The sequence below is a fragment of the Candidatus Nitrosopelagicus brevis genome, assembly GCF_000812185.1.
Classification (GTDB): Archaea; Thermoproteota; Nitrososphaeria; order Nitrososphaerales; family Nitrosopumilaceae; genus Nitrosopelagicus; species Nitrosopelagicus brevis.
The window spans coordinates 61,451-87,543 of the sequence record NZ_CP007026.1 but is presented as its reverse complement, the minus strand read 5'-3'; the positions used below and the strand labels follow the sequence as shown (position 1 = coordinate 87,543).

29 protein-coding genes and 1 tRNA gene are annotated in these 26,093 nt (G+C 30.8%); 18 read left to right on the top strand and 12 right to left on the bottom strand.

Annotated elements, in window-relative coordinates; translation table 11 throughout:
- Nucleotides 1-20 precede the first annotated feature (20 nt).
- Both T478_RS00510 and T478_RS00505 read left to right on the top strand, forming a co-directional pair.
- Nucleotides 21-1,049 carry a DUF354 domain-containing protein gene (locus tag T478_RS00510; RefSeq protein ID WP_048104344.1) on the top strand — a complete coding sequence of 343 codons (1,029 nt, stop codon included), beginning with the start codon at nucleotides 21-23 and terminating at the stop codon, nucleotides 1,047-1,049.
- 36 nt (nucleotides 1,050-1,085) lie between these two features.
- Nucleotides 1,086-1,157: transfer RNA gene (locus T478_RS00505), tRNA-Gln, on the top strand.
- Nucleotides 1,158-1,165: 8 nt separating this feature from the next.
- Here T478_RS00505 and T478_RS00500 read toward each other — a convergent pair.
- Together T478_RS00500 and T478_RS00495 are read right to left on the bottom strand one after the other, a co-directional pair.
- Entirely contained in the window at nucleotides 1,166-1,927 is a 762-nt protein-coding gene (locus T478_RS00500) for an ABC transporter permease (protein ID WP_048104342.1), read from the bottom strand.
- Nucleotides 1,911-2,855 carry an ABC transporter ATP-binding protein gene (locus T478_RS00495; protein WP_048104340.1) on the bottom strand — a complete coding sequence of 315 codons (945 nt, stop codon included), beginning with the start codon at nucleotides 2,853-2,855 and terminating at the stop codon, nucleotides 1,911-1,913. Before T478_RS00495 ends, T478_RS00500 begins: the two co-directional genes overlap by 17 nt.
- A gap of 72 nt (nucleotides 2,856-2,927) precedes the next feature.
- On the opposite strand from T478_RS00495, the gene T478_RS00490 reads away from it, so the two are divergent.
- The gene (locus T478_RS00490; RefSeq protein ID WP_048104338.1) at nucleotides 2,928-4,322 is read left to right on the top strand and encodes a single-stranded DNA-binding protein; all 1,395 of its coding nucleotides are present in this window, start codon (nucleotides 2,928-2,930) and stop codon (nucleotides 4,320-4,322) included.
- Here the strand turns inward: T478_RS00490 and T478_RS00485 are convergent.
- Nucleotides 4,319-7,087, bottom strand: coding sequence for a DEAD/DEAH box helicase (locus T478_RS00485; RefSeq protein WP_107734685.1), 2,769 nt, complete (start codon nucleotides 7,085-7,087; stop codon nucleotides 4,319-4,321). The two genes, T478_RS00490 and T478_RS00485, sit on opposite strands and share 4 nt — an antisense overlap.
- A 98-nt stretch (nucleotides 7,088-7,185) precedes the next feature.
- Nucleotides 7,186-7,845, bottom strand: a complete 660-nt coding sequence (locus T478_RS00480) for an ATPase domain-containing protein (RefSeq protein ID WP_048104337.1) — start codon at nucleotides 7,843-7,845, stop codon at nucleotides 7,186-7,188.
- A gap of 94 nt (nucleotides 7,846-7,939) precedes the next feature.
- Between T478_RS00480 and T478_RS00475 the strand changes: the two genes are divergently transcribed.
- Together T478_RS00475 and metK are read left to right on the top strand one after the other, a co-directional pair.
- Nucleotides 7,940-8,185 (top strand): U6 snRNA-associated Sm-like protein LSm6, encoded by a 246-nt coding sequence (locus T478_RS00475; RefSeq protein WP_048104336.1) that lies wholly within the window; start codon nucleotides 7,940-7,942, stop codon nucleotides 8,183-8,185.
- Between the two features lie 9 nt (nucleotides 8,186-8,194).
- On the top strand, nucleotides 8,195-9,352 hold the full coding sequence (gene metK / locus T478_RS00470) for a methionine adenosyltransferase (protein ID WP_048104335.1): 1,158 nt from the start codon (nucleotides 8,195-8,197) through the stop codon (nucleotides 9,350-9,352).
- Here the strand turns inward: metK and T478_RS00465 are convergent.
- Nucleotides 9,341-10,156: an SDR family oxidoreductase gene (locus tag T478_RS00465; RefSeq protein WP_048104334.1), complete on the bottom strand. Its 816-nt coding sequence runs from the start codon at nucleotides 10,154-10,156 to the stop codon at nucleotides 9,341-9,343. The two genes, metK and T478_RS00465, sit on opposite strands and share 12 nt — an antisense overlap.
- A 47-nt stretch (nucleotides 10,157-10,203) precedes the next feature.
- Here T478_RS00465 and T478_RS07425 point away from each other — a divergent pair, with 47 nt between their 5' ends.
- From T478_RS07425 to T478_RS00440, 5 genes are read left to right on the top strand one after another with little or no spacing between them, the layout of a single operon-like run.
- Entirely contained in the window at nucleotides 10,204-10,677 is a 474-nt protein-coding gene (locus T478_RS07425) for a DnaJ domain-containing protein (protein ID WP_082008710.1), read from the top strand.
- Between the two features lie 34 nt (nucleotides 10,678-10,711).
- On the top strand, nucleotides 10,712-11,821 hold the full coding sequence (locus T478_RS00455; RefSeq protein WP_048104333.1) for a cobalt-precorrin-5B (C(1))-methyltransferase: 1,110 nt from the start codon (nucleotides 10,712-10,714) through the stop codon (nucleotides 11,819-11,821).
- Nucleotides 11,822-11,863: 42 nt separating this feature from the next.
- Entirely contained in the window at nucleotides 11,864-12,922 is a 1,059-nt protein-coding gene (locus tag T478_RS00450; RefSeq protein WP_048104332.1) for a cobalt-precorrin 5A hydrolase, read from the top strand.
- Nucleotides 12,919-13,671 (top strand): sirohydrochlorin chelatase, encoded by a 753-nt coding sequence (locus T478_RS00445; RefSeq protein ID WP_048104331.1) that lies wholly within the window; start codon nucleotides 12,919-12,921, stop codon nucleotides 13,669-13,671. The genes T478_RS00450 and T478_RS00445 overlap by 4 nt, the downstream gene beginning before the upstream one ends.
- Complete coding sequence (locus tag T478_RS00440) at nucleotides 13,661-14,296, top strand: precorrin-8X methylmutase (protein ID WP_048104330.1); 636 nt, start codon at nucleotides 13,661-13,663, stop codon at nucleotides 14,294-14,296. The genes T478_RS00445 and T478_RS00440 overlap by 11 nt, the downstream gene beginning before the upstream one ends.
- Here T478_RS00440 and T478_RS00435 read toward each other — a convergent pair.
- Nucleotides 14,293-15,636 carry a cobyrinic acid a,c-diamide synthase CobB gene (locus T478_RS00435; protein ID WP_048104329.1) on the bottom strand — a complete coding sequence of 448 codons (1,344 nt, stop codon included), beginning with the start codon at nucleotides 15,634-15,636 and terminating at the stop codon, nucleotides 14,293-14,295. The two genes, T478_RS00440 and T478_RS00435, sit on opposite strands and share 4 nt — an antisense overlap.
- An 85-nt stretch (nucleotides 15,637-15,721) precedes the next feature.
- On the opposite strand from T478_RS00435, the gene cobO reads away from it, so the two are divergent.
- Genes cobO through T478_RS00420 form a run of 3 tightly spaced genes read left to right on the top strand, consistent with a single transcriptional unit; the run spans nucleotide 15,722 to nucleotide 17,234 of the window.
- The gene (gene cobO / locus T478_RS00430; protein ID WP_048104328.1) at nucleotides 15,722-16,255 is read left to right on the top strand and encodes a cob(I)yrinic acid a,c-diamide adenosyltransferase; all 534 of its coding nucleotides are present in this window, start codon (nucleotides 15,722-15,724) and stop codon (nucleotides 16,253-16,255) included.
- Between the two features lie 26 nt (nucleotides 16,256-16,281).
- Complete coding sequence (locus tag T478_RS00425; RefSeq protein ID WP_048104327.1) at nucleotides 16,282-17,082, top strand: translation initiation factor IF-2 subunit alpha; 801 nt, start codon at nucleotides 16,282-16,284, stop codon at nucleotides 17,080-17,082.
- A complete protein-coding gene (locus tag T478_RS00420) occupies nucleotides 17,082-17,234 on the top strand; it encodes an RNA-protein complex protein Nop10 (RefSeq protein ID WP_048104326.1) in 153 nt (50 codons plus the stop codon). Before T478_RS00425 ends, T478_RS00420 begins: the two co-directional genes overlap by 1 nt.
- Nucleotides 17,235-17,237: 3 nt before the next feature.
- Here the strand turns inward: T478_RS00420 and T478_RS00415 are convergent, their stop codons facing one another.
- Nucleotides 17,238-18,248, bottom strand: a complete 1,011-nt coding sequence (locus T478_RS00415; RefSeq protein ID WP_048104325.1) for an aldo/keto reductase — start codon at nucleotides 18,246-18,248, stop codon at nucleotides 17,238-17,240.
- 58 nt (nucleotides 18,249-18,306) lie between these two features.
- On the bottom strand, nucleotides 18,307-18,606 hold the full coding sequence (locus tag T478_RS00410) for a hypothetical protein (protein ID WP_048104324.1): 300 nt from the start codon (nucleotides 18,604-18,606) through the stop codon (nucleotides 18,307-18,309).
- A 79-nt stretch (nucleotides 18,607-18,685) separates the two neighbouring features.
- Between T478_RS00410 and T478_RS00405 the strand changes: the two genes are divergently transcribed.
- Nucleotides 18,686-20,380, top strand: a complete 1,695-nt coding sequence (locus tag T478_RS00405) for a helicase C-terminal domain-containing protein (protein WP_082008709.1) — start codon at nucleotides 18,686-18,688, stop codon at nucleotides 20,378-20,380.
- Here the strand turns inward: T478_RS00405 and T478_RS00400 are convergent, their stop codons facing one another.
- Nucleotides 20,381-20,860: a thermonuclease family protein gene (locus T478_RS00400; protein WP_082008708.1), complete on the bottom strand. Its 480-nt coding sequence runs from the start codon at nucleotides 20,858-20,860 to the stop codon at nucleotides 20,381-20,383.
- Between the two features lie 62 nt (nucleotides 20,861-20,922).
- On the opposite strand from T478_RS00400, the gene T478_RS00395 reads away from it, so the two are divergent.
- A complete protein-coding gene (locus T478_RS00395; protein ID WP_052433797.1) occupies nucleotides 20,923-21,450 on the top strand; it encodes an HD domain-containing protein in 528 nt (175 codons plus the stop codon).
- A gap of 194 nt (nucleotides 21,451-21,644) precedes the next feature.
- Here T478_RS00395 and T478_RS00390 read toward each other — a convergent pair whose 3' ends face one another.
- On the bottom strand, nucleotides 21,645-22,484 hold the full coding sequence (locus T478_RS00390; RefSeq protein WP_052433796.1) for a hypothetical protein: 840 nt from the start codon (nucleotides 22,482-22,484) through the stop codon (nucleotides 21,645-21,647).
- A gap of 135 nt (nucleotides 22,485-22,619) precedes the next feature.
- Between T478_RS00390 and T478_RS00385 the strand changes: the two genes are divergently transcribed.
- Together T478_RS00385 and T478_RS00380 are read left to right on the top strand one after the other, a co-directional pair.
- Nucleotides 22,620-23,042 (top strand): universal stress protein, encoded by a 423-nt coding sequence (locus T478_RS00385; RefSeq protein ID WP_048104323.1) that lies wholly within the window; start codon nucleotides 22,620-22,622, stop codon nucleotides 23,040-23,042.
- Complete coding sequence (locus T478_RS00380) at nucleotides 23,039-24,562, top strand: cryptochrome/photolyase family protein (RefSeq protein WP_048104322.1); 1,524 nt, start codon at nucleotides 23,039-23,041, stop codon at nucleotides 24,560-24,562. The genes T478_RS00385 and T478_RS00380 overlap by 4 nt, the downstream gene beginning before the upstream one ends.
- On the opposite strand, the gene T478_RS00375 is transcribed toward T478_RS00380, so the two are convergent.
- Complete coding sequence (locus tag T478_RS00375; protein ID WP_146150879.1) at nucleotides 24,563-24,841, bottom strand: hypothetical protein; 279 nt, start codon at nucleotides 24,839-24,841, stop codon at nucleotides 24,563-24,565. It lies immediately after the preceding gene.
- Between the two features lie 177 nt (nucleotides 24,842-25,018).
- Here T478_RS00375 and T478_RS00370 point away from each other — a divergent pair, with 177 nt between their 5' ends.
- Nucleotides 25,019-25,510 carry a hypothetical protein gene (locus T478_RS00370; protein ID WP_048104320.1) on the top strand — a complete coding sequence of 164 codons (492 nt, stop codon included), beginning with the start codon at nucleotides 25,019-25,021 and terminating at the stop codon, nucleotides 25,508-25,510.
- Here T478_RS00370 and T478_RS00365 read toward each other — a convergent pair.
- Nucleotides 25,474-26,073, bottom strand: a complete 600-nt coding sequence (locus T478_RS00365; protein WP_048104319.1) for a hypothetical protein — start codon at nucleotides 26,071-26,073, stop codon at nucleotides 25,474-25,476. The two genes, T478_RS00370 and T478_RS00365, sit on opposite strands and share 37 nt — an antisense overlap.
- Nucleotides 26,074-26,093: the final 20 nt, after the last annotated feature.

The window sequence follows — 26,093 nt, the reverse complement described above, 5'->3', positions numbered from 1 at the left end:
TATCCATTAAGTGGTAATACTTGAAGATCTGGTTTGACATTCTAACACCAAAACAATACTTGTTTTTTGAATATTTTATACAAAAACTTAGAAAACAACACAAAATTGTTTCAACTTCTAGGAAATATGATCAAGTAAATGGAATCAGAAAATTTGGTTCAATAAATCCAATTATCATTGGAAAACATGGAGGGAAAGATAGCGTAGACAAATTACTTGCAAGTTTGAAACGAACTGAATTATTGACGAAGAAAATTGAGACAAATAGACCAGATTTACTCATTAGTTTTTGTTCTCCAGAAGCATCCAGGATTGCATTTGGTTTGGGAATTCCACATATTGCATTTTCTGATTCACCGCAAGCCAAAGCAGTAATGAAATTATCACTTCCTTATGTAACGAAATTATTAACACCATGGATAATTCCAAAGAAAGATTTTAAAGAATTTGGAATAAACTCAAGAAACATCATACAGTATAGAGCAATCGATGCAGGTGTAATAATAAAAAATTATAGAAAAACAAGGAAAAGAAAATCAAATGTTAAAAAAACTATCTTAATTCGTCCTGAAGAATCTGAGGCTGCATACATTAAGAAAGAAAGTAAAACCATAAAAATTATTGAGAAAATTATTGAAAAGTTTCCTGATGAGAAAAAAATTGTTTTATCAAGATACAAAGAACAGAGTAATGAAGTAAAGAGAGTTTTTGGAAAAGATGTCTTTATTTTTTCAAAACCAGTTAGTGGAAAGGGTTTGTTGGACAGTGTAAATTGCTTTGTCGGGTCAGGAGGTACAATGACTGCAGAAGCAGGATTATTAGGAATTCCAACTATTTCAATGAATTCAGTGCCAAATAGAATTGAAGAATTTCTAGTAAAAAATAAAATAATTATTCGAAGTGAAAGTCCAAATAGGATCTCAAAAGAAGTTTTTCAATCATTAAATAATATCAATATTATTAATAAAAGAAAGCAGAATGCTAGAAAACTAGTTGCATCATTTGAAGACCCATATCAAGTTCTTTTAAAAACAATAAGGACATTATAAAATAATATTATAGGGGTAAATTATTTTTTATTTAGAAGCCCAGTAGTGTAGCGGCAAGCATAGGGGCCCTTGGAGCCTTTGACCTCGGTTCGAGTCCGGGCTGGGCTATACTATTTTTAAAAATCTAATTTTGTCAATAATTTCGTTGCAATGACAAACAAGACTGAGGCTAAGACGATCAGAAATATCATTTCCATAATTACGAAATCAGTAATTTGTCCAAATATTCCAGCTCGTACGATATCTACAAGATAAGAAAGTGGATTAATGTAAAATGCAGTTGCAAGCGGTTGTGGTGCACCTTGTGCAGGATAAAATGCGGTACTTGCAAATGCAAAAAATAGAAAGACTGTGTTAATGATTACATTAAATCCTTCACTTGAACGTAATCTTGTTGAGATTATAGATGCAATTGATCCAAATAAAATTGCACCAACCACTGATGCAAATATTAGCAGAGGAATGGTAACGATAGAAAAGTCAACTGATTCAAAAAATACAGGATACCCAACAGCTGTGATTAAACCAGCACTGACTAAGCCAATGATTCCAATTGTAACAATATTACTTAGTATGTAATCAGAACGTGTGTATGGACCAGACATAATTTGTTCAAACATACCATGTCTTCTATCATTCCAGATAATTATCCCAGAAATCAATGTACTATTCATTATGTTGAATCCTATCATACCAGATGCTAGAAATGCAGGATAACTAAGATCTTTATTTCCAAATGGAACATTTTCTATTAAGGAGGTATATGCAAATCCGGCAACAAATATGTAGATTAACGGAAATAGAATTTGCCAAATTATAAAACCAGGATTAATAGAAATTGTTAGATTTCTATAAACGAGTCTAATTATTGGGTTCATTAGAATCACTCACAACTTTAAGAAATATTTCTTCCAAATTCGTAGGAATTGCAGAAAGATCATTAATTGTTATATTATTTTGATTTAGAATTTTCAAAACGTTCATCAGTACAACTTCTGAATTTGATGAATTGATGGTTATAGTTGGTTCAGGTTCAAGTTCAATTTTACAATCAGGTATGCCTGAAAGTAAATCAGTTATCGAATTAGAGGTTTTTGTGAGATTAATTTTAATAGTTTTTTCACGTCCAAATCTATTTTTTAATTCATTTGGTGAATCAACAGCTAAGATTTTTCCTTTGTTTATGATTGCAATATTATCACAAAGATATTCTGCTTCAGAAAGTACATGTGTTGTATAAAATATGGTTAAACCAGTTTTTTGAACTTGTTTTTTGAGAAAATCAAGTAGATCTCTTCTTGCGCTAGGGTCTAAACCAACAGTTGGTTCATCTAAGAATAATAATTCCATATCATGCATAAATTCTCTGGCTACCTGAACTCTTCTTCGTTGACCAATTGATAGATCATCATTTTTCTTTTTTCTGATATCTTGTAGACCAAATGAAGTTAGTAATTCCTCAGTTCGTTGTTTTCTTGTTTTTTTGTCAACATCCCACATCATTCCATACTTGTCTAGTGAATTTTCAACAGATAATGTCATTTCATAGCTAGGTTGTTGCAAAACAACACCAATTTTTCTTCGTATTTCTAATGGAGATTTTGCTGCATCTATTCCTAAAACAGATAATTTTCCCTTAGTTGGAGGCATAAGAGTAGTTAGAAGTTTGATAACTGTAGATTTTCCTGCACCGTTTGGACCTAAAAATCCAAAAACTTGACCGGATTTAATTTCAAGACTTATTCCATCAACTGCCAATGATGAACCATATTTTTTTGTTAGATTGCTAGTTTCAATACAGAGCACAGTAGATCTTTAAACGAACTACTAATGTATTTAATGATAATTTTATTAACAATCTCTTTGTGATGATTGTAATTGTCTGAATTTGAAGAATTAATATCAAAATTATTGGAAAAAGTTCCTGAATTATCAAGATCGGTAATTGAAGAGAGAATTAACGAGAAGAAAGAAAAAGTGGGCGCAGGATACCTAACAGACCAAGGAGCGATTTTCCTAGTTGCAGCAGATTTAGGCGTATCACTAGAACAAACACAAAATGCAGAAGTAGCTATAAAGGACCTCTACATTGGGGCAAAAGAAGTAACTTTAGAAAGTCGTGTATTGAATATTTCTCCTACAAAACAGTTTACAAAAAAAGATGGTTCTTCATTTTCTTTAAGGACAATTACGGTTTATGATAATAACTCAACTGCAAGTGTAAAGCTTTGGGATGAAAAAGCAAATCTCCCTGGATTAGAAGAATTGAAACCAGGAGATTTAATTAAAATCATCAAGGCATATGTAAAATCTGATTTAACCGGAGCACCTACAATAAACATTGGTTCAGGTGCATCAATAGAAACATCACAATCAGAAAGTGATATTGTCTCAATTGATTCAAAAATTACAGATGTAAGCGAGATTAAGGATGATCAAAGAGACTTGATTGTTTCAGGAACATTAGGTAGTGCAATGAGTTTACTTGAGTTTACAAATTCAAAAGGTCAACCTTCAAAAGCCTTGAAGTTTAGATTGAAAGGAGAAAATAAGAATTTGGTCAATGTAGTTCTCTGGGGAAAAGATGAATCAATTCTTCCAAAAGTGATAGGTCAAGATGCCAAAGTCAAGTTGTTTGGAGTAAGAACAAAAACTGGAATGCAAGGTTTAGAAATTCATGGAAATGATGCAACAATAATCAATGTAGAAGGAGATACAGAGATTCAACCAACAATAGTAAGATTGTTAGCAATTGAAAAGGATCAAGCTGGAAACACAACAGGTTTAGCCATAGACAAATCAAAGAAATTGGTTAGAATTACAGATGTTGCAAATACAATAGGCAGTTTTGCTAAAGACGATATTTTAGAATGTATGCCGTCAAAGATTTTTGGAAACACGATACAAATTGATCAAGATTCATTTGTTAGAAAAATTGATGATGAAACTGTTCCAACTGTTGCAGAGATTAGAACAAAAATTACAGAGGTTAGTGAAGGTAATGATTATTCAGTCGAAGCAATTGTTCTAAAAGCACCTGAACGAAAAGACATTCAAACCAAAAGTGGAGAAAATATACAATTGTCTGAAATGTTTGTTGAAGATGATAGTGGGCAAGTTTGGATTAAAGGATGGAGGCAACAAGCAGACTTGATGGATAGTTACACACTGGGAGATATAATTACAATTTTAGGTGTTAATGCACGACCAGGGTTAGAAGGTAAATTAGATTTAGTGTTAACACCTTATTCAAAGATAATAAAGAAAAACTAGTCTTTCCAAAATCCTCTTGTCAATGTGTAGGTTTTCTCTGCAATGATTATTTGTTTTATTAAATAATCATCATCACCTTCTACCCTATTTTTTAAAATTCGGGCTCCAGTATCAGGACCAACACCATAAGCAGCCATAACTATCAAAGCTGTCTTTCCAAAACTAGATAATAATGATGAAACCTTCCATGCTTTTTGAAAATTTTTGTTTTCGTCAGGAGTTAATTTTTTTCCTTGATGTTTTTTTTGTATTATTTTTACAAGTTCATGGTCGTATTCGTAAGTACATGTGATTTGTTGGCCTTTACAGTATTTACATCTGAGCGGATGTGTTTGATTTGGGGTCATAACTTGTTGCCATAACCCACATCGAACACAAATTAGTCGTTGTTTTGTTTGCATAAGACGTGTTTTTACCTTCAATAACATTTCTTTGTCTATATTTGCAGGATTTGTATATGACATTACGGTTTGGTCTAATACCGGTTCTGCTAGTTTTGAAAATTTATCAACATCAACCCATTCAACCTGTATTTTATTTTCTTTAATTAGGTCAATAATTCTTTGAGTACCTTCTAGATCAAATTTTTCATGAAATAATTCCCTAAATGCCTCTTTTACAAGAGGTGTGTCAATATTTCGTTCAAAATCATATCGAATTTCATTTTTTACATAAACATCACTTCTATCGTAAAAACCAAATTTCTTCCCAACACAGAATGTTTTCCAAGTTACATCATTTTTTCCCTTTAATGCAACAGACATTATTTCATTAATATCAAAATCAGAAAGAAAAACATCAGTAATGTGTTTTTTTGTAAATCTTGATTCAACTGATAAAAGAATTCTATAAGCATCAGAGCTAGATTTAACTCTAGAAGCTAATGAGGCATCTAACAATGTTTCTAAAATAACTTTTAATGTTGAATTTATTTTTGTACCAAAGCAGGAATGTAAAATTAATACACTTTTTTGTGGAAGGCGGTGTGATTCTATTACAATTGTTTTTTCATCAGGTACTTTGGGAAAATCTAGATTTGAAATAATATTGTTCATCATTTTTAATGAACCATTTTGAACTTTGGTTCTAAAAGCTCCAACTTTGTTAGCAGTTTTAAAATCAACAGGTATGTTTACTCCTTCCCATTTGGGAACTGGAATTTCTTGAGAAGATCTAATAGGTAAAACATTGATTTTGAATGATTTTTCATCTATGTTTAAAACTCTCCATTGAGAACCACGTAAAACAAAAATTTGGTCCTTATCAAGATCACCTACAAATCTCTGGTCTAGTGTACCAATGAATTTATTTTCAATAGTATCAACAACTTTGAATTTTAAAATATCTGGGATGGTGGACAGGTTTTGAAAATGGTATTTTGTCGCAAAGAATGCAGTATTTTTCTTGTATTCAGTTTTATCATCATTAAAAATTATTAAATCACGTAATGCAAGAATCTCTAAAACATCAAAAAATTCCTCAAGTGATATATCTCGAAATGGATATGCAAGTTTTGTTAATTTCAGTGCAGCTTCAATAGGAACATTTCCAACTTGCATGGACAATCCAACTAAATGGTGAGCAAGAACATCCAAAGATCCATGATGTATCTTTTGTTCTTCAATTGATCCTTCCTTAATTCGTTCAATTATTGCTTGAATTTCAAACTCATCATCAGCATTTTCAGTAATGATTAATCCTCTAGCAGAGTCTCCTCGATCATGTTTACTTCTTCCAATTCTTTGCATGAATTTTGAAACTTGCCGTGGTGATCCATAATGAATAACTAATTCCACAGAACCAATATCAAGTCCTAATTCTAATGATGATGTACAAACAACAATACCAGATTTTCCATCTCGAAGCATGTCTTCTGTTTCTTCTCTAACTTGTCTTGAAAGAGAACCATGATGTAATTCAACATTGATTGATGTTTTTTGTTTCAAAATAGAAGATAATCTCTCAGATTCGCCTCGTGAATTTGTAAATAATAAAACAGGTGAAGTAATTTGTTCTTTTTTGATATATTCAATAATTTTAACTGCTACATCATCCATTATACCGTCAACAAATACAACATCTACATCATAATTTCTTAGAGATGTATCATGTATTAATTGAAATTTTCTGTCTGTACCAACTAAAAAACGTCCAGCCTCTTCAGGATTACCAACTGTTGCAGATAATCCTATTCTATGAATTTGATTTTTTGATTTGATTTGTAAACGTTCAAGACTAAGGCATAATTGAGAACCTCTTTCACTTGCAAGTAATTCATGTACTTCATCAATAATTACCCATTCTAAATCAGATAATGCATCTAGATGTTTTTTCTGTGAAAGTAAATTTACAAGTGTTTCAGGTGTTGTAATCAAAATATCCGGGGGATTATCTGCAATTCGTTTTCTATTTGCTTGAGAAGTATCACCATGTCTAATTTCAATTTTTAAATTTTCATTCTCAGCATAATTGATTATTCTTTTGAAAACATCTCGATTTAATGCTCGTAATGGGGTTATGTAAAGTGCTTTTATTTTTTTTGAAACTTTTCTAGTTTTTAATTTAGAAAATATTGGTATCGTTGCACATTCAGTTTTACCAGATCCAGTAGGTGCAATAATCAGGCAATTTTTTTCTTCTAAAATTTCAGGAATTGCTTCTTTTTGAATTTCAGTTAGTTCTTCAAATCCAATAGACTTGAATTTTTTTGAAATTGTAGGATCAAGTATCTTGTTGTTTTTCTTGTCTAATTCTAGTTCGTTCATAAATCATCACACCAGCAATACCTAATGCTAACAAAATTACAGTAATGGTTGAAATAGAATCAAAGATATCTGCCATATGGTAATTTATTCAATCGATGTTAAATAGATTCAGTTTCTTCTATTCCAGAATCTGTCATTTTATAATTAAATTTTGTATTTTGAATAAATGGTGATGAAATCGTGCAGGTGTTTTTATTATTGATTTTTTCAAGATAGATTTTTTGATGTATGTAATTTTCAAGTTGAGCATGCATTCGCTGATAATTTATTTCATCATGCGAAAAGATTTGATTTGTGATTATGATTGGGATATCTTCTGATTGAGTTATTTGAGAAAGATTAATCATATAATTACCAAAATTAGTATTTTTTTCAATTAGATGTTCTTTTTTTGAATACTCAAATGCAAATAAATCAGTTATGTTATCTATAATTAGTAACGAAAAATAATTTTTGTCTAGAGTTTTTAGAATTTCAATTTGTTTATGAGTATCAGTAACCCGTGAAACATGTAAATTTTCAAGTAATGATGCAGGAAGATTTCGAGATTGTAACATTTGAAGAAATCTTTCAGGTCTGAATTCGACAGTGGTATCAATGAATAAAATTTTTTTATTATTGCTTAATGGTTCAATTGCAAATTGTAATGCAAGTTGAGTTTTTCCAGTTCCTCGTAAACCAGAGATTTCGGTAATTATTCCATTTTGTAGTCCTCCTGAAAAAATTTTATCTAATGAACCGATCTGTGAAGATATCATATAGAAAGTAATAAAAATAAAAATAAAAAGTTCTTCATAATCTAAGCAAGACTTTATATTCTCTATAAAATCGATTCATCACAAGAGAAAATTTATGTCACAAACTACAGCTGCTAAAAGACCACTTACAACTTTACAAAAGAATGTAAAGAAAACTGTGATAGTCAGACTAAAAAATGAAGTAGAGTATAAAGGTAAAATGAAAAATGTTGATTCTTACATGAATTTGATTATGACCGAGGCTGAAGAATTAGTTGATGGTAAAACAGTAGGCAAATTTGCCAGAGCAATTCTAAGAGGCAATAACGTACTATTCATAAAATTAGAAGACGAAATCTAATTTTAAAAAATGACAAAAAATTATCTATTTACATCTGAATCTGTTACTGAAGGTCATCCAGACAAAGTATGTGATATGATATCAGATTCAATTTTAGATGAGTATCTAAAAGGTGATCCAAATTCAAGAGTTGCAGTAGAGACTATGACAACAACTGATTTTGTAGGTGTTGCAGGAGAAGTTACATCAAAAGCAAGTTTTGATATTGAAAGTGTTATCCGAAAAACAATTACAGAAATTGGTTATGATAATCCAGACTTGAAATTTGATTCACACTCTTGCGAAGTAATGGTAAAATTAGATCCGCAAAGCCCACATATTTCTCAAGGAGTCACCGGAACTGATGAAAAAGAACAAGGTGCAGGAGATCAAGGCTTAATGTTTGGATATGCAAGTAATGAAACAGAAGAGCTAATGCCATTACCAATCCTTTTGGCTCATAAATTAACAAAAAAATTAACAGATGTTAGAAAAAATAATCAATTGCCATGGGCAAGACCTGATGGAAAATCCCAGGTATCAATCAGATATGAAGATGATAAACCGAAAGCAATTGAAGCAATTGTTCTTTCTACACAACATTCCCCAGAAATAACAAACGAAGAGATTTCATCACAATTAATTGAACATGTTATCAAACCAGTCTGTGGAGATCTTTGGAATGAGAACATTAAGATTCATGTAAACCCAACCGGTAAATTTGAGATTGGTGGACCACATGGCGATGCTGGTTTAACTGGAAGAAAAATTATTGTTGATAGTTATGGAGGAATGGGTCGACATGGTGGCGGAGCATTTTCAGGAAAAGATCCATCAAAAGTAGATAGATCAGCATGTTACATGTGCAGATATGTTGCAAAAAATATTGTTGCTGCAGGTTTAGCCGACAGATGTGAAGTACAAGTTGCATATGCAATCGGAGTTGCAGAACCAGTTTCTTTAATGGTAAATACATTTGGTACAAATAAAATTTCAGAGGATAAAATCGAAGAGTTGGTGAATAATAATTTCGATATGAGACCAGCAGGAATTGTAGAACAGCTGGATTTGAAAAGGCCAATTTACAAAAAAACTGCAGCATACGGTCATTTTGGTAGAAATGAGCCAGAATTTAACTGGGAAAAAACAGATAAGGCTCAGAAATTAAAAGAAGAATCAGGCATTTAATGATTCAATTTTTTGAAATTTGAAATTACATAAATTTTGTAATTTTTTATGATTTCCAACATAATTACCAACTAGTATGTTAAGATCCTCAACGCCGTATGCAAAACTAATATCATTTAGTGCACTTTTATATGCTGATTCAAGATTTATTTTTTTAATTTTTATTTTAGAAGATACAGATTTCGTGACTAATTTTTGAAAGGTTATTTTTCGCGGTCCTACCAAATCAATTATTTTATTTGAAAATTTTGATGAATGTAATCCTACTGTTATACACTTACAAACATCATCAATAGAAATTGGTTGGAGAAGAAATTTTCCAGAACCAGGTATGAGAATTTGTTTTTTCAGTATTTGTTTTGAGATGTTTTTTGTAAGATAATCATCACTGCCAAGAATATAAGAAGGTCGAAATATTGTATATCTAAGACCAGATTTTTTAATTAATTGTTCAGCATTAAATTTAGAAATAAAATAAGATGAACGTGAGTTTTTAGAAACACCAAGACCGCTAAAATAAAAAATGTTTTTGATATTATTCTTTTTACAGAGACTTATCACAGTTTTAGTTAATTCAACATTGACTTTTACAAATGAGTCCTGATCAACTGATTCAGAACCAACTCCTGCAAGATGAATAAAATGAGATGCTTTTTTTAATGATGGAAATTTACTGTTTTTAAAATTTTGACGAGAAATTGGAATAGTATGTATATTGTTTTTAGCAAGAAATTTTTTTAGATTTTTCCCCACAAAACCTCGAGCACCAGATATAACCACATGATCGGTAAGTTGTTTATTCATACTAAAATGATAAAATATTTTATTTTAAAGATATCCAGAGAATATACATGACAACAAAGATCCATGTCAAGTTCAGTAAAAATGCGGAAGAATGCAGGGAAATTTTAGGAGTGACCAAAGATTCTAGTCATAAAGAGATTAAGCAAGCGTATAGAAAATTATCATTAAAGTATCATCCAGATAAAAACCCAGAAAGTAATTCTGGAAAAAAATTCAAAGAAATAACAGAAGCATATCAATATCTAAAATCTCATAGAAAAAATCAATCAAACAAGGATGAACAAGTTTCAGGAGAAGATTATCAAAATTTTTGGAAAGCGCAAGGAGAAAAAATGGGAGATGAAATGAGATTTAGTTTTGAGGAATTGAGACGGGAAAATCAACAATTTGGAGGAGATTTTAATCAAGAGACACATAATAGAGAAAAACCGATATCACAAAAAACAACGCATTTGTTACTTTATGGGGGATTAGGTGTTGTTACATTATGGATTATTCTCAATGAAATTCTCCATTTTTAACAAAAGTTATTACATAAAAAATTAAAAATTTTCCGTGGATACAAATACTGAAAATAAAAAAAAATTACGTACAGGATTTACAACGGGAAGTTGTGCTACAGCATCGTCAAAGGCAGGAGTTTTATCAATAATTAATCAAAAGGAAATTGAAAAAATAGATATCATATTGCCAAAACGTACAAGATTAGATATTCAAATTAACTCATGCCAATTTACAAAAAATTCAGCAAAATGTTCTGTAATAAAAGATGGTGGAGATGATCCGGATGTTACACATGGTGCAGAAATTTTTGTAGATGTAGAATTAACAGATAAAATTGGTGAGATAGAAATTGATGGAGGAGAGGGTGTCGGACGAGTTACCAAACCAGGATTAGGATTGGAAATAGGTAGTGCTGCAATAAATCCTACGCCAAAAAAAATGATTTTAGAAAATGTAAAAGAAGTTGGTAATGAACTACTTGAAAAAAATGGAATTAAGGTTACAGTTTCAGTACCTAAAGGAAAAGAACTTGGAACAAAAACTGATAATCCAAGAATTGGAATAATGGGGGGAATTTCTATTCTAGGAACAAGTGGAATTGTAATTCCATATTCAACTGCATCGTTTGCCGCTGCAATACGACAACAGATTGCGGTTGTAAGTTCTATGAATGATGACTATGTTGTTTTAACAACTGGAGGAAGAAGTGAAGACTTTGCAAGAGAGATTATAGAATTACCAGATCATTCATTTATTCAAATGGGAGATTTTTCAGGTTATACAATTAAACAATGTGCAAGAAAAGAATTGAAAAAAGCATATGTTGCAGGATTTATTGGTAAATTAGCAAAAATGGCAGCAGGTGTGAAACAGACTCACGTAAAAGGTGGTAAAGTAGACATGAGATTTCTTTCTGAACTTGCAAAAAGATGTAATGCAAAATCAGAGACTATTAGTAAAATTCTAGGTGCAAATACTGCTAGGAATGTTCAAGAGATCATTATGGAAGACAAAGTAGATGGATTTTTTGATCAAATTACAAATGAAACATGTAAACAAATGATGCAACATTCAGAAGGAAAGATTCCAGTTGAAGTAATATTATTTGATTTTGATGGTAAAGTGTTATCCAGAACAAAAATGGATATAGAGACACTTTAGAAATATAGTAAGGCATTTAATTAATTCAGAATTTTTAATATTATGAAGAAAATAGCTGTTTTAGCAATCACAAAAAATGGAATAGAAATAGGTTTAAAATTAAAAGGATATTTTTCAGATTTTGAGATATTTGCACCAATAAAATTTTCAGATAATAATGAAAAAATTCAATGGTATGATGAATCAACTACCCAAAAAATTGTCAATTTGTTCAAAGAAAATGATGGAATAATTTGTTTATTTTCTTTAGGCGCAGTAATCAGATTACTTGCACCCCATATCAAAGATAAGAAAACAGATCCTGCAGTAATTGTAATTGATGATAATGCAAATTTTGTCATCAGTGTGTTGTCAGGACATTTAGGAGGTGCAAATGAGCTTTCAAATGAGATTGCTGAAAAAATGGGAGCTACTTCGGTAATAACAACAGCAGCAGATGTTAACAAAACTATAGCTGTTGACCTTGTTGGAAAAGAATTTGGTTGGAAGATTCATGATGATAGTAATGTAACTAGAATTAGTGCATTTATGGTCAATAAAGAACAGATTGGAGTTTTTCAAAATGCAGGGCAAAAAGAATGGTGGAAAGGAAAGATGCCAGAAAACATTACATTTTTTTCAAATGTACTAGATTTGAAGAATTCAGATTCAAAAGGATATTTGATCATTACAAACGATGAAATAAAAGATGAAGACGTGTTAAAAAATTCTGTCGTGTATAGAGTTCCAGATTTAGTAATAGGAATAGGATTGCATTGGGATACACCTAAAGAAACTATTTTGAATGGAGTAAATGAAACATTGGAAAAATATGGATTAAAACAAAATAAAATAGCTAGGTTTGTATCTATTAAAAAAGACAAAGATGTCATAGGATTAATTGAATTGGGAAAAGAGATGAACATACCAGTAGAATACATAGATAGAGAAGAATTAGCAACAATTAGTGCACCAAATCCTTCAAAAACAGTTCAAGCATTTGAAGGAACAGCAAGTGTGTCTGAAGCTGCTGCAATAAAATCATCACAAGGTGAATTGATAGTTGAAAAACAAAAATTCCCTCCTAATCTTACAGTAGCCATAGCGAGGATAATAAAATGAAAAGAGGATTAATGATAATCGATAGAGGAAGTAGAGAAAGAGAAGCTGGAGAAGAGCTCGAAATGATTTGTGAAAAAGTAAAAGAAAAAGGAAATTATGATTTTACAGAATTTTGCTTTTTAGAAGTTGTTCCTCCATTCATTGAAGATGGAATGGATACGTGTTTAAAAAAAGACGTGGAACAAATGACAATTGTTCCATATTTCCTGTATCCAGGAAGAAAAGTGAAAATTGCAGTAGCAGATGCAATGAAATATCAAAAAGATACAAAGATCAAATTTCTAGTTACAAAACCAATGACTATGCATAAAAAATTAGTAGAATTAGTCGATAATAGAGTAACTACCACATTAAAAGAGAATTCAATTGACACACCAAAAGAAAACGTGGATGTTCTAATTATTGGACATGGAAGTAAAGATCCAAATTCAGGAATATCAATTGATTATGTCGTAGATGAGCTAAAGCCATCTTATAGAAATGTGAGTAGGTGTTATTTGGAAATTGAAGGACCTACAATAGAAGAAGGAATACAAGCATGTAAAAAAAATAATCCAGAAGTTTTGATTATTGTTTTTTACTTTTTACACGAAGGTGCCCATGTGAAAATAGATGTTAACAATGATCTTTTACCAGCTTTAGATAATGCAAATTTAAACAAAGTATTTGTTACTAAACACTTGGGTACAGATGAGAAGATGATTGATTTAATTTTAGAAAGAGCAAGAGAGGTAGAAAATGCAAACTAGGAAAGGACAAGAGATAGAAGATGAAAGTATGCAGATCATTGAAAGTGAAATTGGTTCACATACATTTAACGAGATGGAATGGCCAATTGTTAGAAGAATAATTCATTCAACTGCAGATTTTGATTTTGCCCGAGAAAATAAATTACTATTTCATAAGGATGCAATTTCAAATGGAATTAATGCACTGAAAAATGGATGCAGTATTGTTACAGATGTAAATGGAGTTATCGGATTAATGAATAAACAAAATCCAAAAGATTTTGGAAATAACTTGATTTGTAATATTTCAGATCCATCCTTAATGGAATCTGCAAAAAAAGCAGGAAAAACAAGAGCACAAATGTCTATGAGAGTAGCTGAAAAAGAAATTGATGGAGGAGTTGTTGTTGTAGGTAATGCGCCAACTGCACTTTTAGAAGTAATGGAAATGGTTAGAGAAGGATTAGTAAAACCAGCACTAGTAGTAGGCATACCAGTAGGTTTTGTTTCTGCAGTTGAATCAAAAGATGAATTATCCAAAACTGATATTCCATTTATTACAAATATTGGTCGTAAAGGAGGCAGTCCTTGTGCATCTGCAATAATTAATGCATTATACAAATTGTTAAGACAAGGAATTAACTAAATCTCAAAAGTATTTTTAATTAAATTTGAAGCAAATTTTGCACTATCAAAATAAAGATGACAGTATGATGCCACAGTATTATATTCAGTTAATGCATCCTTATGTGAAGATATACCCTCACCAATTTTTAGATCATAAAGAAATTTTGAGTCTTTTGGTACATTAATTATTTTTGAGTAATGAAATTCATGCGCACGAAAGTTACGGGGTTTAGATATTAAACAATTTGAATTAATTTTTCCTTCAGTATAATTCAATGTCATTTTTTTTGTCATCATAGTATCTACATCAAACAATCCCACCATTTTTGATTTTTTATGTCCATACGTAATAGAATTTGTTAGATACATGAGACCTCCACATTCAGCATAAATTGGCGTTCCATCTTCAGCATTATTTTTGATAGATTTCTTCATCGATGAGTTCTTTTCTAAAGATGATGCTAAAATTTCAGGAAACCCGCCTCCAAGATAAATCAAATCACAATTTGGTATTTTCTTATCACTAATTGGACTGAAAAATTTTATTTTTGCACCTTCACGTCTTAAGGCTTCAATATTATCATGATAATAGAAATTAAATGAGTTATCAAGAGCAATAGCAATAGAAATTTTTGGTTTTTTTGGTTTAACAGGTTTAATTTTTTCTAAAGAAGATGTTGCTTTACAAATTTTTTCAATTAGATCAAAGTCAAGATAATCAGAAATTTCTTTTGAAAGTTGTTTAATTTTATTATGAAGTTGTTTTTGTTCTCTTACAGGAATTAACCCTAAATGTCTTGATTCCAAATTAACTGATGGATTTTTTGGTATGACACCAATTATTGGGATTTTTAGACTAGCAAGTGCACTTCGACACAAATTTTCGTGCTTTTTACTTCCAATTTTATTTAAAATAATTCCTGAAATTCTTGAATTTTTATGAAATTTAGTAAATCCTAATGCAGTTGCGGCAATTGAACGAGATGTTTTACTTGCATCAAGAATTAAGATTACAGGAGATTTCAATAATGTTGCAACATGATGAGTACTTGCAAGATTTGAGTTTCCACCAAAACCATCGTAATAACCCATTACACCTTCAATAATTGAAATATCAGAGCTAGAATTTCTTGTAAAGCTTTGAATTAATTCTTGTTGTCCCATTAACCAGACATCCAAATTTTTAGTTTCAGTTTTTGAAATAGAACTCAAGTAACTTGGATCAATGTAATCTGGACCAACTTTGAATGGTTGTACTGAAAAACCTCTTTTTTTTAAACCGTAAATGATTGCACTTGTAATCGATGTTTTCCCAACACCACTAGTGGAACCTGCAATTACTAATCTTGGAACTCTCAATTTCTTTTGTTAATCTTGTTTTTTATTTAAATGGATTTAATTGAATATTTACAATGTTTTTACTAGATGATTTCTTTGTGTAGATATGAGTGAAAAAGGATTAGTAATTGTTTACACAGGAAATGGAAAAGGCAAAACTACCGCAGCATTAGGTATGGCATTAAGAGCAATTGGGTATGACCACAAAGTATGCATGTTACAATTCATCAAAGGATCTTGGCATTATGGAGAAATGGATTCTTCAAAGAAATTAGAACCAAATTTTGAATTAATTGCAGTAGGAAAAGGATTCGTTGGAATATTAGATGATAATAGTCCGAGAGAAGAACATGAAAAATATGCTGCAGAAGCAGTAAGAATTTGTAGAGAAAAAATTTTTTCAGAGAAATATGATGTGATTATACTTGATGAGGTAAATTATGCAATAACTTTGGGCTTGATAGATGTACAAGAAATAATTAAAATAATTAAAGAGAAACCTTCTGATCTTGATCTTGTATTAACAGGAAGAGACGTGAAAGAAGAAATTGTTGAGTTAGCAGATTTAGTTACAGAGATGAAGGAGATTAAACATCCATTCAAATCAGGAATAAAGGCAAAGAAAGGAATTGATTTTTAACCTTAGTAGATGGAGAAAAAATAGAAATGGTATCAGACACACAAGAATTACCAGAAACTGGTGAGATTGTAATTGCAACAGTAACAAAAATTAGTGATCATGGTGCATATGTTACACTAGATGAATATAACAAAATTCAGGGATTTCTACATGTTTCAGAAATTGCTCCAGGATGGGTACGTAAAGTAAACAAGTATGTCAGAGAAGGAGAGAAGAAAGTATTACTAGTAAAAAAAGTTGAACGCGGTAGAAAAGAAATTGATTTATCATTAAAACAAATTTCAAAGGATCAAAGAAAAAAGAAACTTCTGGATGTTAAGAGATTTGAAAAAGAACAAGGAATTTTAAAGAACATTCAAGAAAAATCAAAACTTACTACAAAACAGATAGAAGATTTAGAGGATAAATTTTTGTCAAAATATGATTCAGTTTATGATGCAATGTTGAATATCGCCATAAAAGGAAGTGGTGAGATAGAAGATTTGAAATTACAAAAGAAGGTCATAACAACTATTGAAGATATTTGTTCAAAAATGAAACTTCCATCAGTTGAATTAAGAGGTATTTTAGAAATTTCAAATAATCAATCCAACGGAGTTGAACTAATACAAAAAACACTAAAAGATGCAGAAAATACTGAAGATGCAAAAATAGAGATAACATATTTGGGTGCACCAAAATATAGACTAAGTTTAGTTTCTCAAGATTTTAAAACTGCTGAGAAATCTCTAAAACCAATTTTAGAGAAAATTGAAAAGAATGTGAAAAAACAAAGTGGAGTTTATAATTTTACAAGAGAAGAATCAATAAAAACTGGTGAAGGATAATGCGTTTTCAATTAAGAAAATGTACTGAATGTGGAGAATATACATTAAAAGAAACTTGTAAAAAATGTGATAAATCTACAAAAAGTGTACATCCTGCAAAATTTTCTCCAGATGATAGATATCTAAGATACAGAATTGCAGAAAAAGAATAATAATTATCTATATTCTCCACCACAATCACCAATTGATTCAAAAAGATCATTTGCCTTTGATGTGACAGACTTTATCTTTTCATAGTCATCATTTTGTAATTGTAGTGAAAATGTTTTAGAATTTTGTTCAATATGATCAGATAACCCTAATCTAGAACCAATTATTGTGCCTGCAACTGCAGGTCTATCTAAAACAAAACGTGTTGCAACATTAGGAATTTGTACATTATGCTTTTTTGCAATCTCGTCTAAGACAACAAGTAATTCTTGGAATAATCCCCAACCTCCCCATGCATCAATCATGTTCATATACTTTTGAAGACTGTACGTATCAAGATCTGTCTGTGTTGGTTTTGGACCCCCAAGATATTTTTCAGTAAGTAATCCACCAAGCAAAGTTCCATATGCTAAAATTTTCATATTATGATTTTTACAAAATGATGCCATTTTGACATTAGGACGTTGATCAATTATTGAATATTGAACCTGATTTGAGATTAATTGTATTCCATTGTCAACCATTATCTGTATTCTTTCTGTATCAAAATTAGTTAATGCAAGATGGGAAATCTTACCATCATCACGAAGTTTTGTTAATTGATGTAATGCATCAATATAGTTTGCATCATTATAATCCCACCAATGAAATTGAATTACATCAATTACATCTACATTCATTTTTCTCATTGATTGATCTATGTAATGTTCAACGATTGATCGAGTCATAGGTCCAGGGTTAGGAACAAATTTTGTAAAGCCTTGAATTTTTTCTAGTTCATTTTTTCCTTTCTTATTTTCTATTTCATTTCTAAAATCTCCGTAAAATGATTCAGCTGGTCCATAGATGTCTGCCATGTCCCAAGTGTTGAATCCATTTTCATTATATTCTAACATTTGTGATATAGCTGAATCATGATCAATTTCCCCATGTCCGCCAGCTACCTGCCACATTCCATTTAAAATTCTGCATATTGAAAAATCTGGTGCCAGTTGAATTGTTTCTATTTCAGACATATGATAATTTAGAATTAAGATAATTTAGTATAATCGTTTAATCTAAAAAAATATAATATTATTTTAATCCAGTTTTAATTGCATTTTGCAATGCATCTCTGTGCTCTTCAATTATACCTCTAATTTCAAAAGTATCCACATAACCACCAGCGGATGCACGAGTAGATTTTAATAAATAATGTAGTGTAGCCTCTTCAATTTTACCTACATAATACCCATAAAGAAAATCAAGCTCATTTTCACACTTCCAGACCTTTTTAGTTTCTAAAAATGTCTCTTTGATCTCTAATGGAACTTCTTGAATCCTACGTGATATGTAATCATTTAATGATTTTAGAGTAGAAGCATCTGTAATCATAGTCAGTATTATTTACAAACGGTTAATCAAGATAGCTGAAATAGATTTAACTTTAGTAGTTTAGAAATTTTTTTATAAAATGTCATCTCAAAGTACAATTCTTAAATCATTTCCAAAGGAGTTTACTCCAAGACCACTACAAGAAAAGCTCATAGAAGAGATTCAAGAAAAGATCAATTCTGGTGCAAAAGTCGTGTTGCTTTCAGCACCAACAGGTATTGGGAAATCATTAATCGCTGCAAGTGTTGCCGGATACTTTGGAAGCTCATTTGTTGTAACTGCATCAAAACATCTTCAGGATCAATATACCAAAGACATGCCATGGTTCAAACCAAACAAAGGAATGCCAAATTTTGCATGTCATAAGATGATGGAAAAACATGGAATTGATTTAACAGAGAAAGATTTTGCTGTTCAAAATAAATGGACATGTGATATGGGAACATGTTTTGATAAAAAAACAAAAAAAGAATGTAACTATAAACCAAAACTTTCTGATGTTGCAGAAGGAAAAATAAAGCAAGATGATTGCTTATACTATTTACAAAAGTATCAGAGTCTAGTCTCATCTCATTCAATATGGAATTATGCTTCATATTTTCAAATGATGAAATATCAAAAAGAGAAATATGCTGAATATCTGAACAAAAAAGTTGCAATTTTTGATGAAGCACATAGAATTGAAGATCAGATAATTCAGTTTGTAGGAATTGATATTTTTGAAAGGAATCTCAATGAATGTAAAATTGATGTAGAAAATTATGATTTACAAGATATTGACGATGTTATGAAATTATCTGATGGGTTATCCGAATCATATGCAAGACAAATTAGTGAATTAGAAGATAGTAGTGCATTTGCACAAAATCCTGACTACGAAGTAGTTCAAACATTAGAAAATAAATACAAAAAGTATGCCGAAGCACGTTCTGAGATTTATTCAAACAAAGAAAACTTCATCTTAAACAAACCATATTATGATGAAGGAGGAAAGTTCAGATCACTATCAGTAAAACCATTAGACATTTCAAAATATGTTAGTACATTTTTTGATCACCCAATTCAAATTTTCATGTCTGCTACTATAGACAAAGAAAGTTTTTGTGAAAATACAGGATTTAATCCTGAAATGGTAGAGATTGTCGACACACAAGTATCCCCATTTCCAATTGAAAATAGAAAAGTAGAGTTTACAGATGTCAAACGTCTTAGCTATAATTCAACTAGAGATGATGAACAACTAGTTATAAAAAAAATTGATGAGATAATGACAAAATATAGTGATAAGAAAGGGTTAATCTTAACATCATCAAAATCAAGATGTTTTGAAATTTTAGAAAATCTTTCTGCAGAAAATAAAAAGAGAATTCGTATTTGTCATAGCTTTAATGCAAATGGGAAAACACAAGATCAGGTTGTACAGGAACATGCAGAGAGTGCAAATGGAGTTTTACTGTCATCATCACTTTGGGAAGGTGTTGATCTAAAAGAAGACATGTCAAGATTTCAGATTGTAGCTAAAGCACCGTATCCAATGTTATCTGAAACTAGAACTAAAATAAAGATGCAAAAATATCCGCTGTGGTATAAAGCACAAGCAATAATGAAGTTGTTACAAGGATTTGGAAGATCAATTAGAGATTATGGTGACTGGGCCGACACATATGTTCTTGATTCGGCAGCACATGAATTGCTCTTAATGAATAGAAAAATGGTTCCACATGCATATCATGATATTATTTTTCCAAGTTCATTCAAAGAATTTTTAGGATAATTATTCACAGCCGTACTTTAAGGCCCAATCTAATCCACCAAATTCACTTCTATCACAAAATCGTGGATCAAGTTCACCGTGATTATTTTCTACAAGTAATTCATTAAGTGATGTTTCACTACAAAATACAAGACCAACTTCTCTTCCAAAGGAGGGTTTTTGTCCTCTATCTAAAATGAAAACAGATTCACTTCCTGCAGAACATTGTGATTCTACAAATAATTTTGATTCATCACCACCAGGCTCTGTGAGTTCTGGTGCATTTACAAGTGCAAGTCTAATTCTAATTTCTTGACCTTCGTCTGAGAGGAATTTTACAGTATCACCATCAACTACCTGAGCAATAATTCCGGTGGTACAGATTTGTTCTTCACAATCTACTGAGGTATCAGGAGGAGTGATAGAGATGGAGTATGCAACAATACCAATACCGATTACAGAGATAAGCATCATCGACATTGCCTTTAACAGATTACCCATGAATTATAAATTCAGTAATACAATATAGATGATTTTTTAACATGATAAAGTAAAATAAGATTGTGTCAAATATCGCCAATGCAAGAAGTTTTGCCAAGAGAAAACATGCAGGCCAATTAAGAAAAAATGGTAAAACAACAACATTTTCTCATCTCAAAGATGTAGTAAAAAATTTGAAAAAGATGAAAGTAACAAATGTAGATATTATTTGTGCTGGATGGTTACATGATACAATAGAAGACACCGATACAGATTTTGATGCTATAAAAGACAGATTTGGTAAAAATGTGGCAGAGATTGTAGTATCAGTTACAAAAGATAATCGTTTACCAAAAAAACAAAGAGAAATAAAATATGCAAAGGATTTGAAATCATCTAATTCTAAAGCAAAGCTTGTAAAAATTGCAGATATTTTAGCAAATGTGAATGATGCACCAAATGCTGGAAAAAATGCAAGATGGGAAAAACAACAGTTTGTAAAAAAATCAAAGTATTGGAGTTATGTTTCAAAAGTTAAGTCAGGTAAACTTGCAGAATTAACGTGGGCAAAAAATGAATGGAAAAGATTACAAAAAAAATATTCAAACTAATTTACATTAAGAAAATTTCATACGTTATTGTAGTAATTTTTTATTCCGGATCTTCTGGATGACCTCTGCCTCTTAGTGCAAAGCATACTACAGCCATTGCAATTGCTACACCTATTGCTGCTCCATAAGCAGCAGCGCTTGCCTCTGCCATGTGCCATTATACACTTTGTTGCATAAATCAATTGCTAATGGAATTAAACTGATTTTTCGTATATGTTTACAGTAGTTTTTACAAGTGAACGACTAATATCATCAGGTATGATAATCATTATTCCACTATCTTTAGAGACATTAGAACACGTTCCTGAATGACTGATTAGATTTTTAGCAAAACATCCAGATTCAGTATAATAAAAGAAGGTTCCAGTTTCTTTATAGCTATTAAATTCAGATATTGAAGGTACAAAATAGAGATTGGCGCCAATTGTTTTATCATCAATTCTAATACTGTAATCAAAATTAGAAATATCATTAATCATACATATTGGAATGAAATGGGCAAATGCAGTAGGTAATTTTGATTCTTGATCAGAATCAGAATATGAAGTATTTTTTACATTTGGAAATTGAATATTGTAGGGATCATTTGTTAATTGTAAACCCATTGCAACTTCAATATTTTGTCTAATCACATCTACAGTTGAACGATAATGATGAGGTTGGAAATTATATTGACATTGATTATTTTGGTGTGATAAACGAACAAATGATTTGTCATGCATTGTATCTAATTCATTTTTTCCATAATTTTCAGGAATAGTTTCATCAAATGGAACATATTTTTGTGATTCATCCATAGTAGCGTTTGATTTATTCCATGTGGATGTTACATCAAAAACAATATTTGATGGGTAACTTGCCCAAACTGGATCTAGATGTACGTATAGAGAATGTCTATTTACAGACATATCATCAAATTCCATTGGCATGTAAAATTCCACCACATCTAATGCTGCAAGAATTGCTGCAATACCGACTACTGCTAAGAGTATTTTCATGTTTTTTAATTTAGAAAATGAAGATTTTTGTGACAATACAGACAATTTGTAATTATCAAATAATTAGCTTACCAGTTTGAGATCTGGTTAGAACAATATAATTTTAGAAATGGTTACTAGCACATACCTAAGTTCTCGTACCTTTTATTTTGTAATTAACAAAATGGGTTAATGAGTATAAAAAGAATCCTTGTTCCGTTAGATGGATCAAAAAATTCAGAAAGAGGAATTGAAATGGCAGTTGATCTAGCAAATGATGCAAAAAGAACAATTGTTGGTTTGTATGTAAAACCTACATCTGTTAATTCTATAAAGTATGGTGAATTGTTTAATGCTGAACAAAATAGATTGATGGAAATTACTTTTCATTCTGCCAAGACAAAATGTGAGAAATATGATGTAAAATTCATAGAGGAAACTATTGTTGGTGATGCAAAATCAAGTATAGTCAAATATGCAAATGATAATTCAAGAAAAATTGATCTAATAATAATGGGAGCAAGAGGTAGAGGTTCTGTAAAGGCTGCGTTCATGGGAAGTGTTTCTAATCATGTTCTGAATAAGAGTAAGATTCCAGTTCTAGTAGTAAAATGACTGAGAATTTATGTGTAATTCTTGCTGATCAGTTATCAAAAGACATCTCATCTTTGAAAAATTTCAGAAAAGACAAAGACAAAATTCTCATGATGGAAGTTGCAAATGAAGCCAGATATGTAAATCATCATAAAAAAAAATTAGTTTTAGTTTTCAGTGCAATGAGACATTTTGCAAAAGATATGAAAAGTAAAGGTTATTCTATAATATATTCAAAAATTGGTGAATCTCAAGATAATTTTACACAAGAGCTTGCACATCAGTGTAAAAAAATAAAGCCAAAAAAAATTGTAATTACACATCCTGGAGAATATCGTGTATTACAAGAGATAAAAAAATGGGAGAAGATGCTGAATATATCAGTAGAAATATCTGAAGATGACAGATTTTTTTGTACTATTACTGAATTCAAAAAATGGACAGAAGGAAAAAAAGAACTTCGAATGGAGTCATTCTACCATATGATGAGAAAAAAATATAATATTTTGATAGATAAAGATGGAAAACCAAAAGGAGGAAAATGGAATTACGATATAAAAAATAGAAAAAGTTTACCAAAGAATCATCCAGATATACCAAAACCATTACAACACAAACCTGATGATATAACAACGCAAGTGATTGCAGAAATAAAAAAAAGATTCTCTAAACATTTTGGGGATTTGGAACCTTTTTGGTTTGCCGTTACACATGAACAAGCAAAGAAGAGTTTGGATGACTTCATAAAGAATCGATTAGATATGTTTGGTCCATACGAAGATGCGATGGATCAAGAAGAAAGTTTTCTCTATCATTCTGTTTTATCCATGTATTTGAACATAGGATTGTTACAACCAAAACAAGTACTTGGCAGGGTCTTAGAAAAAAAGAAGATAAAAGTTGAATCTATAGAAGGTTTCATAAGACAAATTTTAGGATGGAGAGAGTACATAAGAGGAATTTACTGGCACACCATGCCAAAATATTCAGAAACAAATTATTTTAATGCAAAAAATAAACTTCCAGGATTTTACTGGACAGGAAATACAGAAATGAATTGTATGAAAAATTCTATTGGACAAACAGTCAAAGAAGCATATGCACATCACATACAACGACTAATGATTACAGGAAATTTTGCATTAATTGCAGGAATAAAACCAAAAGAAGTTTGTGAATGGTACTTGTCAGTATATGCCGATGCATACGAATGGGTAGAGCTTCCAAACACTCACGGTATGACACTATATGCAGACGGAGGAATATTAGGTTCAAAACCATATGCAGCAAGTGGAAACTACATCAACAAAATGTCAAATTATTGTAAAGACTGTCAGTATGATGTAAAAAAGAAAGAAGGAGAAGATGCTTGTCCATTTAATTATCTTTATTGGAACTTTTTTTTGAAGAATCAAAAAAAATTGGAGAAAAATCCTAGACTATGGACTGTATTTTCAAATTTAAAAAAAATGTCAAAAGAAAGGAAAAAAGAAATTGAAAATGATTCTAAGAATTTTTTAATTCAAATTAAAAGAATGTAATTATTGTTTTTTCACAAATTCTGAACACGGACAGGTGACAATCATACATTGTCGCTTATCTCCAAGATGTTTTGATTTTAAATGTCTGCAAGATATATTTTGACAGGTATTTTTCTCAATTTCTTTTTTCACAACTGCTGCAGCAATTTTGTTAGCGTCTTCTTTTGACATTTTCTTTTTATCAACATAATAATGAACAACTTGCGACCACAATTTGTCCATTTGAAATGGAGTTACATTTTCCCACATCATGGCGTATAGTGTACATCCATAATACATAAGATTGATCTACAGTAATTAACAGAAGTCACAACGGAGAATGTTGACTTCTCAGAATGTGTTATCAAGATCACTTTTCCTTTGTATATACGGCATCATAGAATAAAAGTTTGTAGAGAAATTCTTCATAAAAAAATTCATAAATTATTTATTGAAAAAATTTTGAGGAAAAACTGAATGAAACTAACATTATTCAAAATTAGTTTATTATTGATAGTTATTGGTGCTTCAGGAACAGGAATAGTTTTTTCAGAAGCAGAAAGATCATTTCAGATTATGTCACTAAAACAGACTGAATCAGATGAAATAGGCATGTATTTTGAGATAGATGATATAGGATATCACAAAATTTCTATTCCAGAATATGATGGTGAAGGTGTTTTTTACAGAATTGTGGATGATGACTATAACACAGTAGATAAAGGAATAGCAGAGACAAAAATGTCAATTAGATATTTTGATGTCAAAGAAACAGGAGTTTATACTATAATTTTAACAAGTCTTGCACAAGAAAACATGAATTATGAAGTTGAGTTAGGAAGTACAAATGCGCTAATCATTAGCATCCCAGCTGGAGTTATGTTTGTTGGAGGCCTCTTACTATTATTCACATCATATATGAAACTAAAAAATTATAGAATTGCACAACCTGATGAAAAAATCAAATGAATTGGCATACATTGTATGTAATGACCAAAGTATAATGCAAAATTAAACGCAAGCCAAGCAGTCATTAGAAGAAAAGTTACAATGGCAAACGGCAAAAATATCTCAAGATTGGAGTTTTGACGTGATTTTACAATCAGAAATCCACCTAATGCAGATAGAACAATTCCAATTTCAAGCGGTTGATGTGTTAACGATAACAAACCATCAATTCCAAACATATCATGTGAAATAGAATCTCCAAAACCAGAAACAAATTGGATTATGGAACCAATTATCACTAGTTGTAGTCCTCTTTTCAAAATTCCTTGAATAGAATTTTTTATCAAAAGATTAACAGAAAATAACGCTGCAACACCGACTAATGTCACCCCAGCATATACTACAATATGAGGATCTGACCAAAAGAATTCTGGCTCATTTTGTATGTGATTTATCGCATCCCAAATTCCCGCTATGAGAATTATGACAGGTCCAGTTACCGCTAAAATTGAAATTATTGATAATTGTGTGTTTGACTTTAAACATAGGCGATCTGAAACTTTTTCAATCAAAGTTGTAAGCATGATTTAGCGTCAATTTGTTT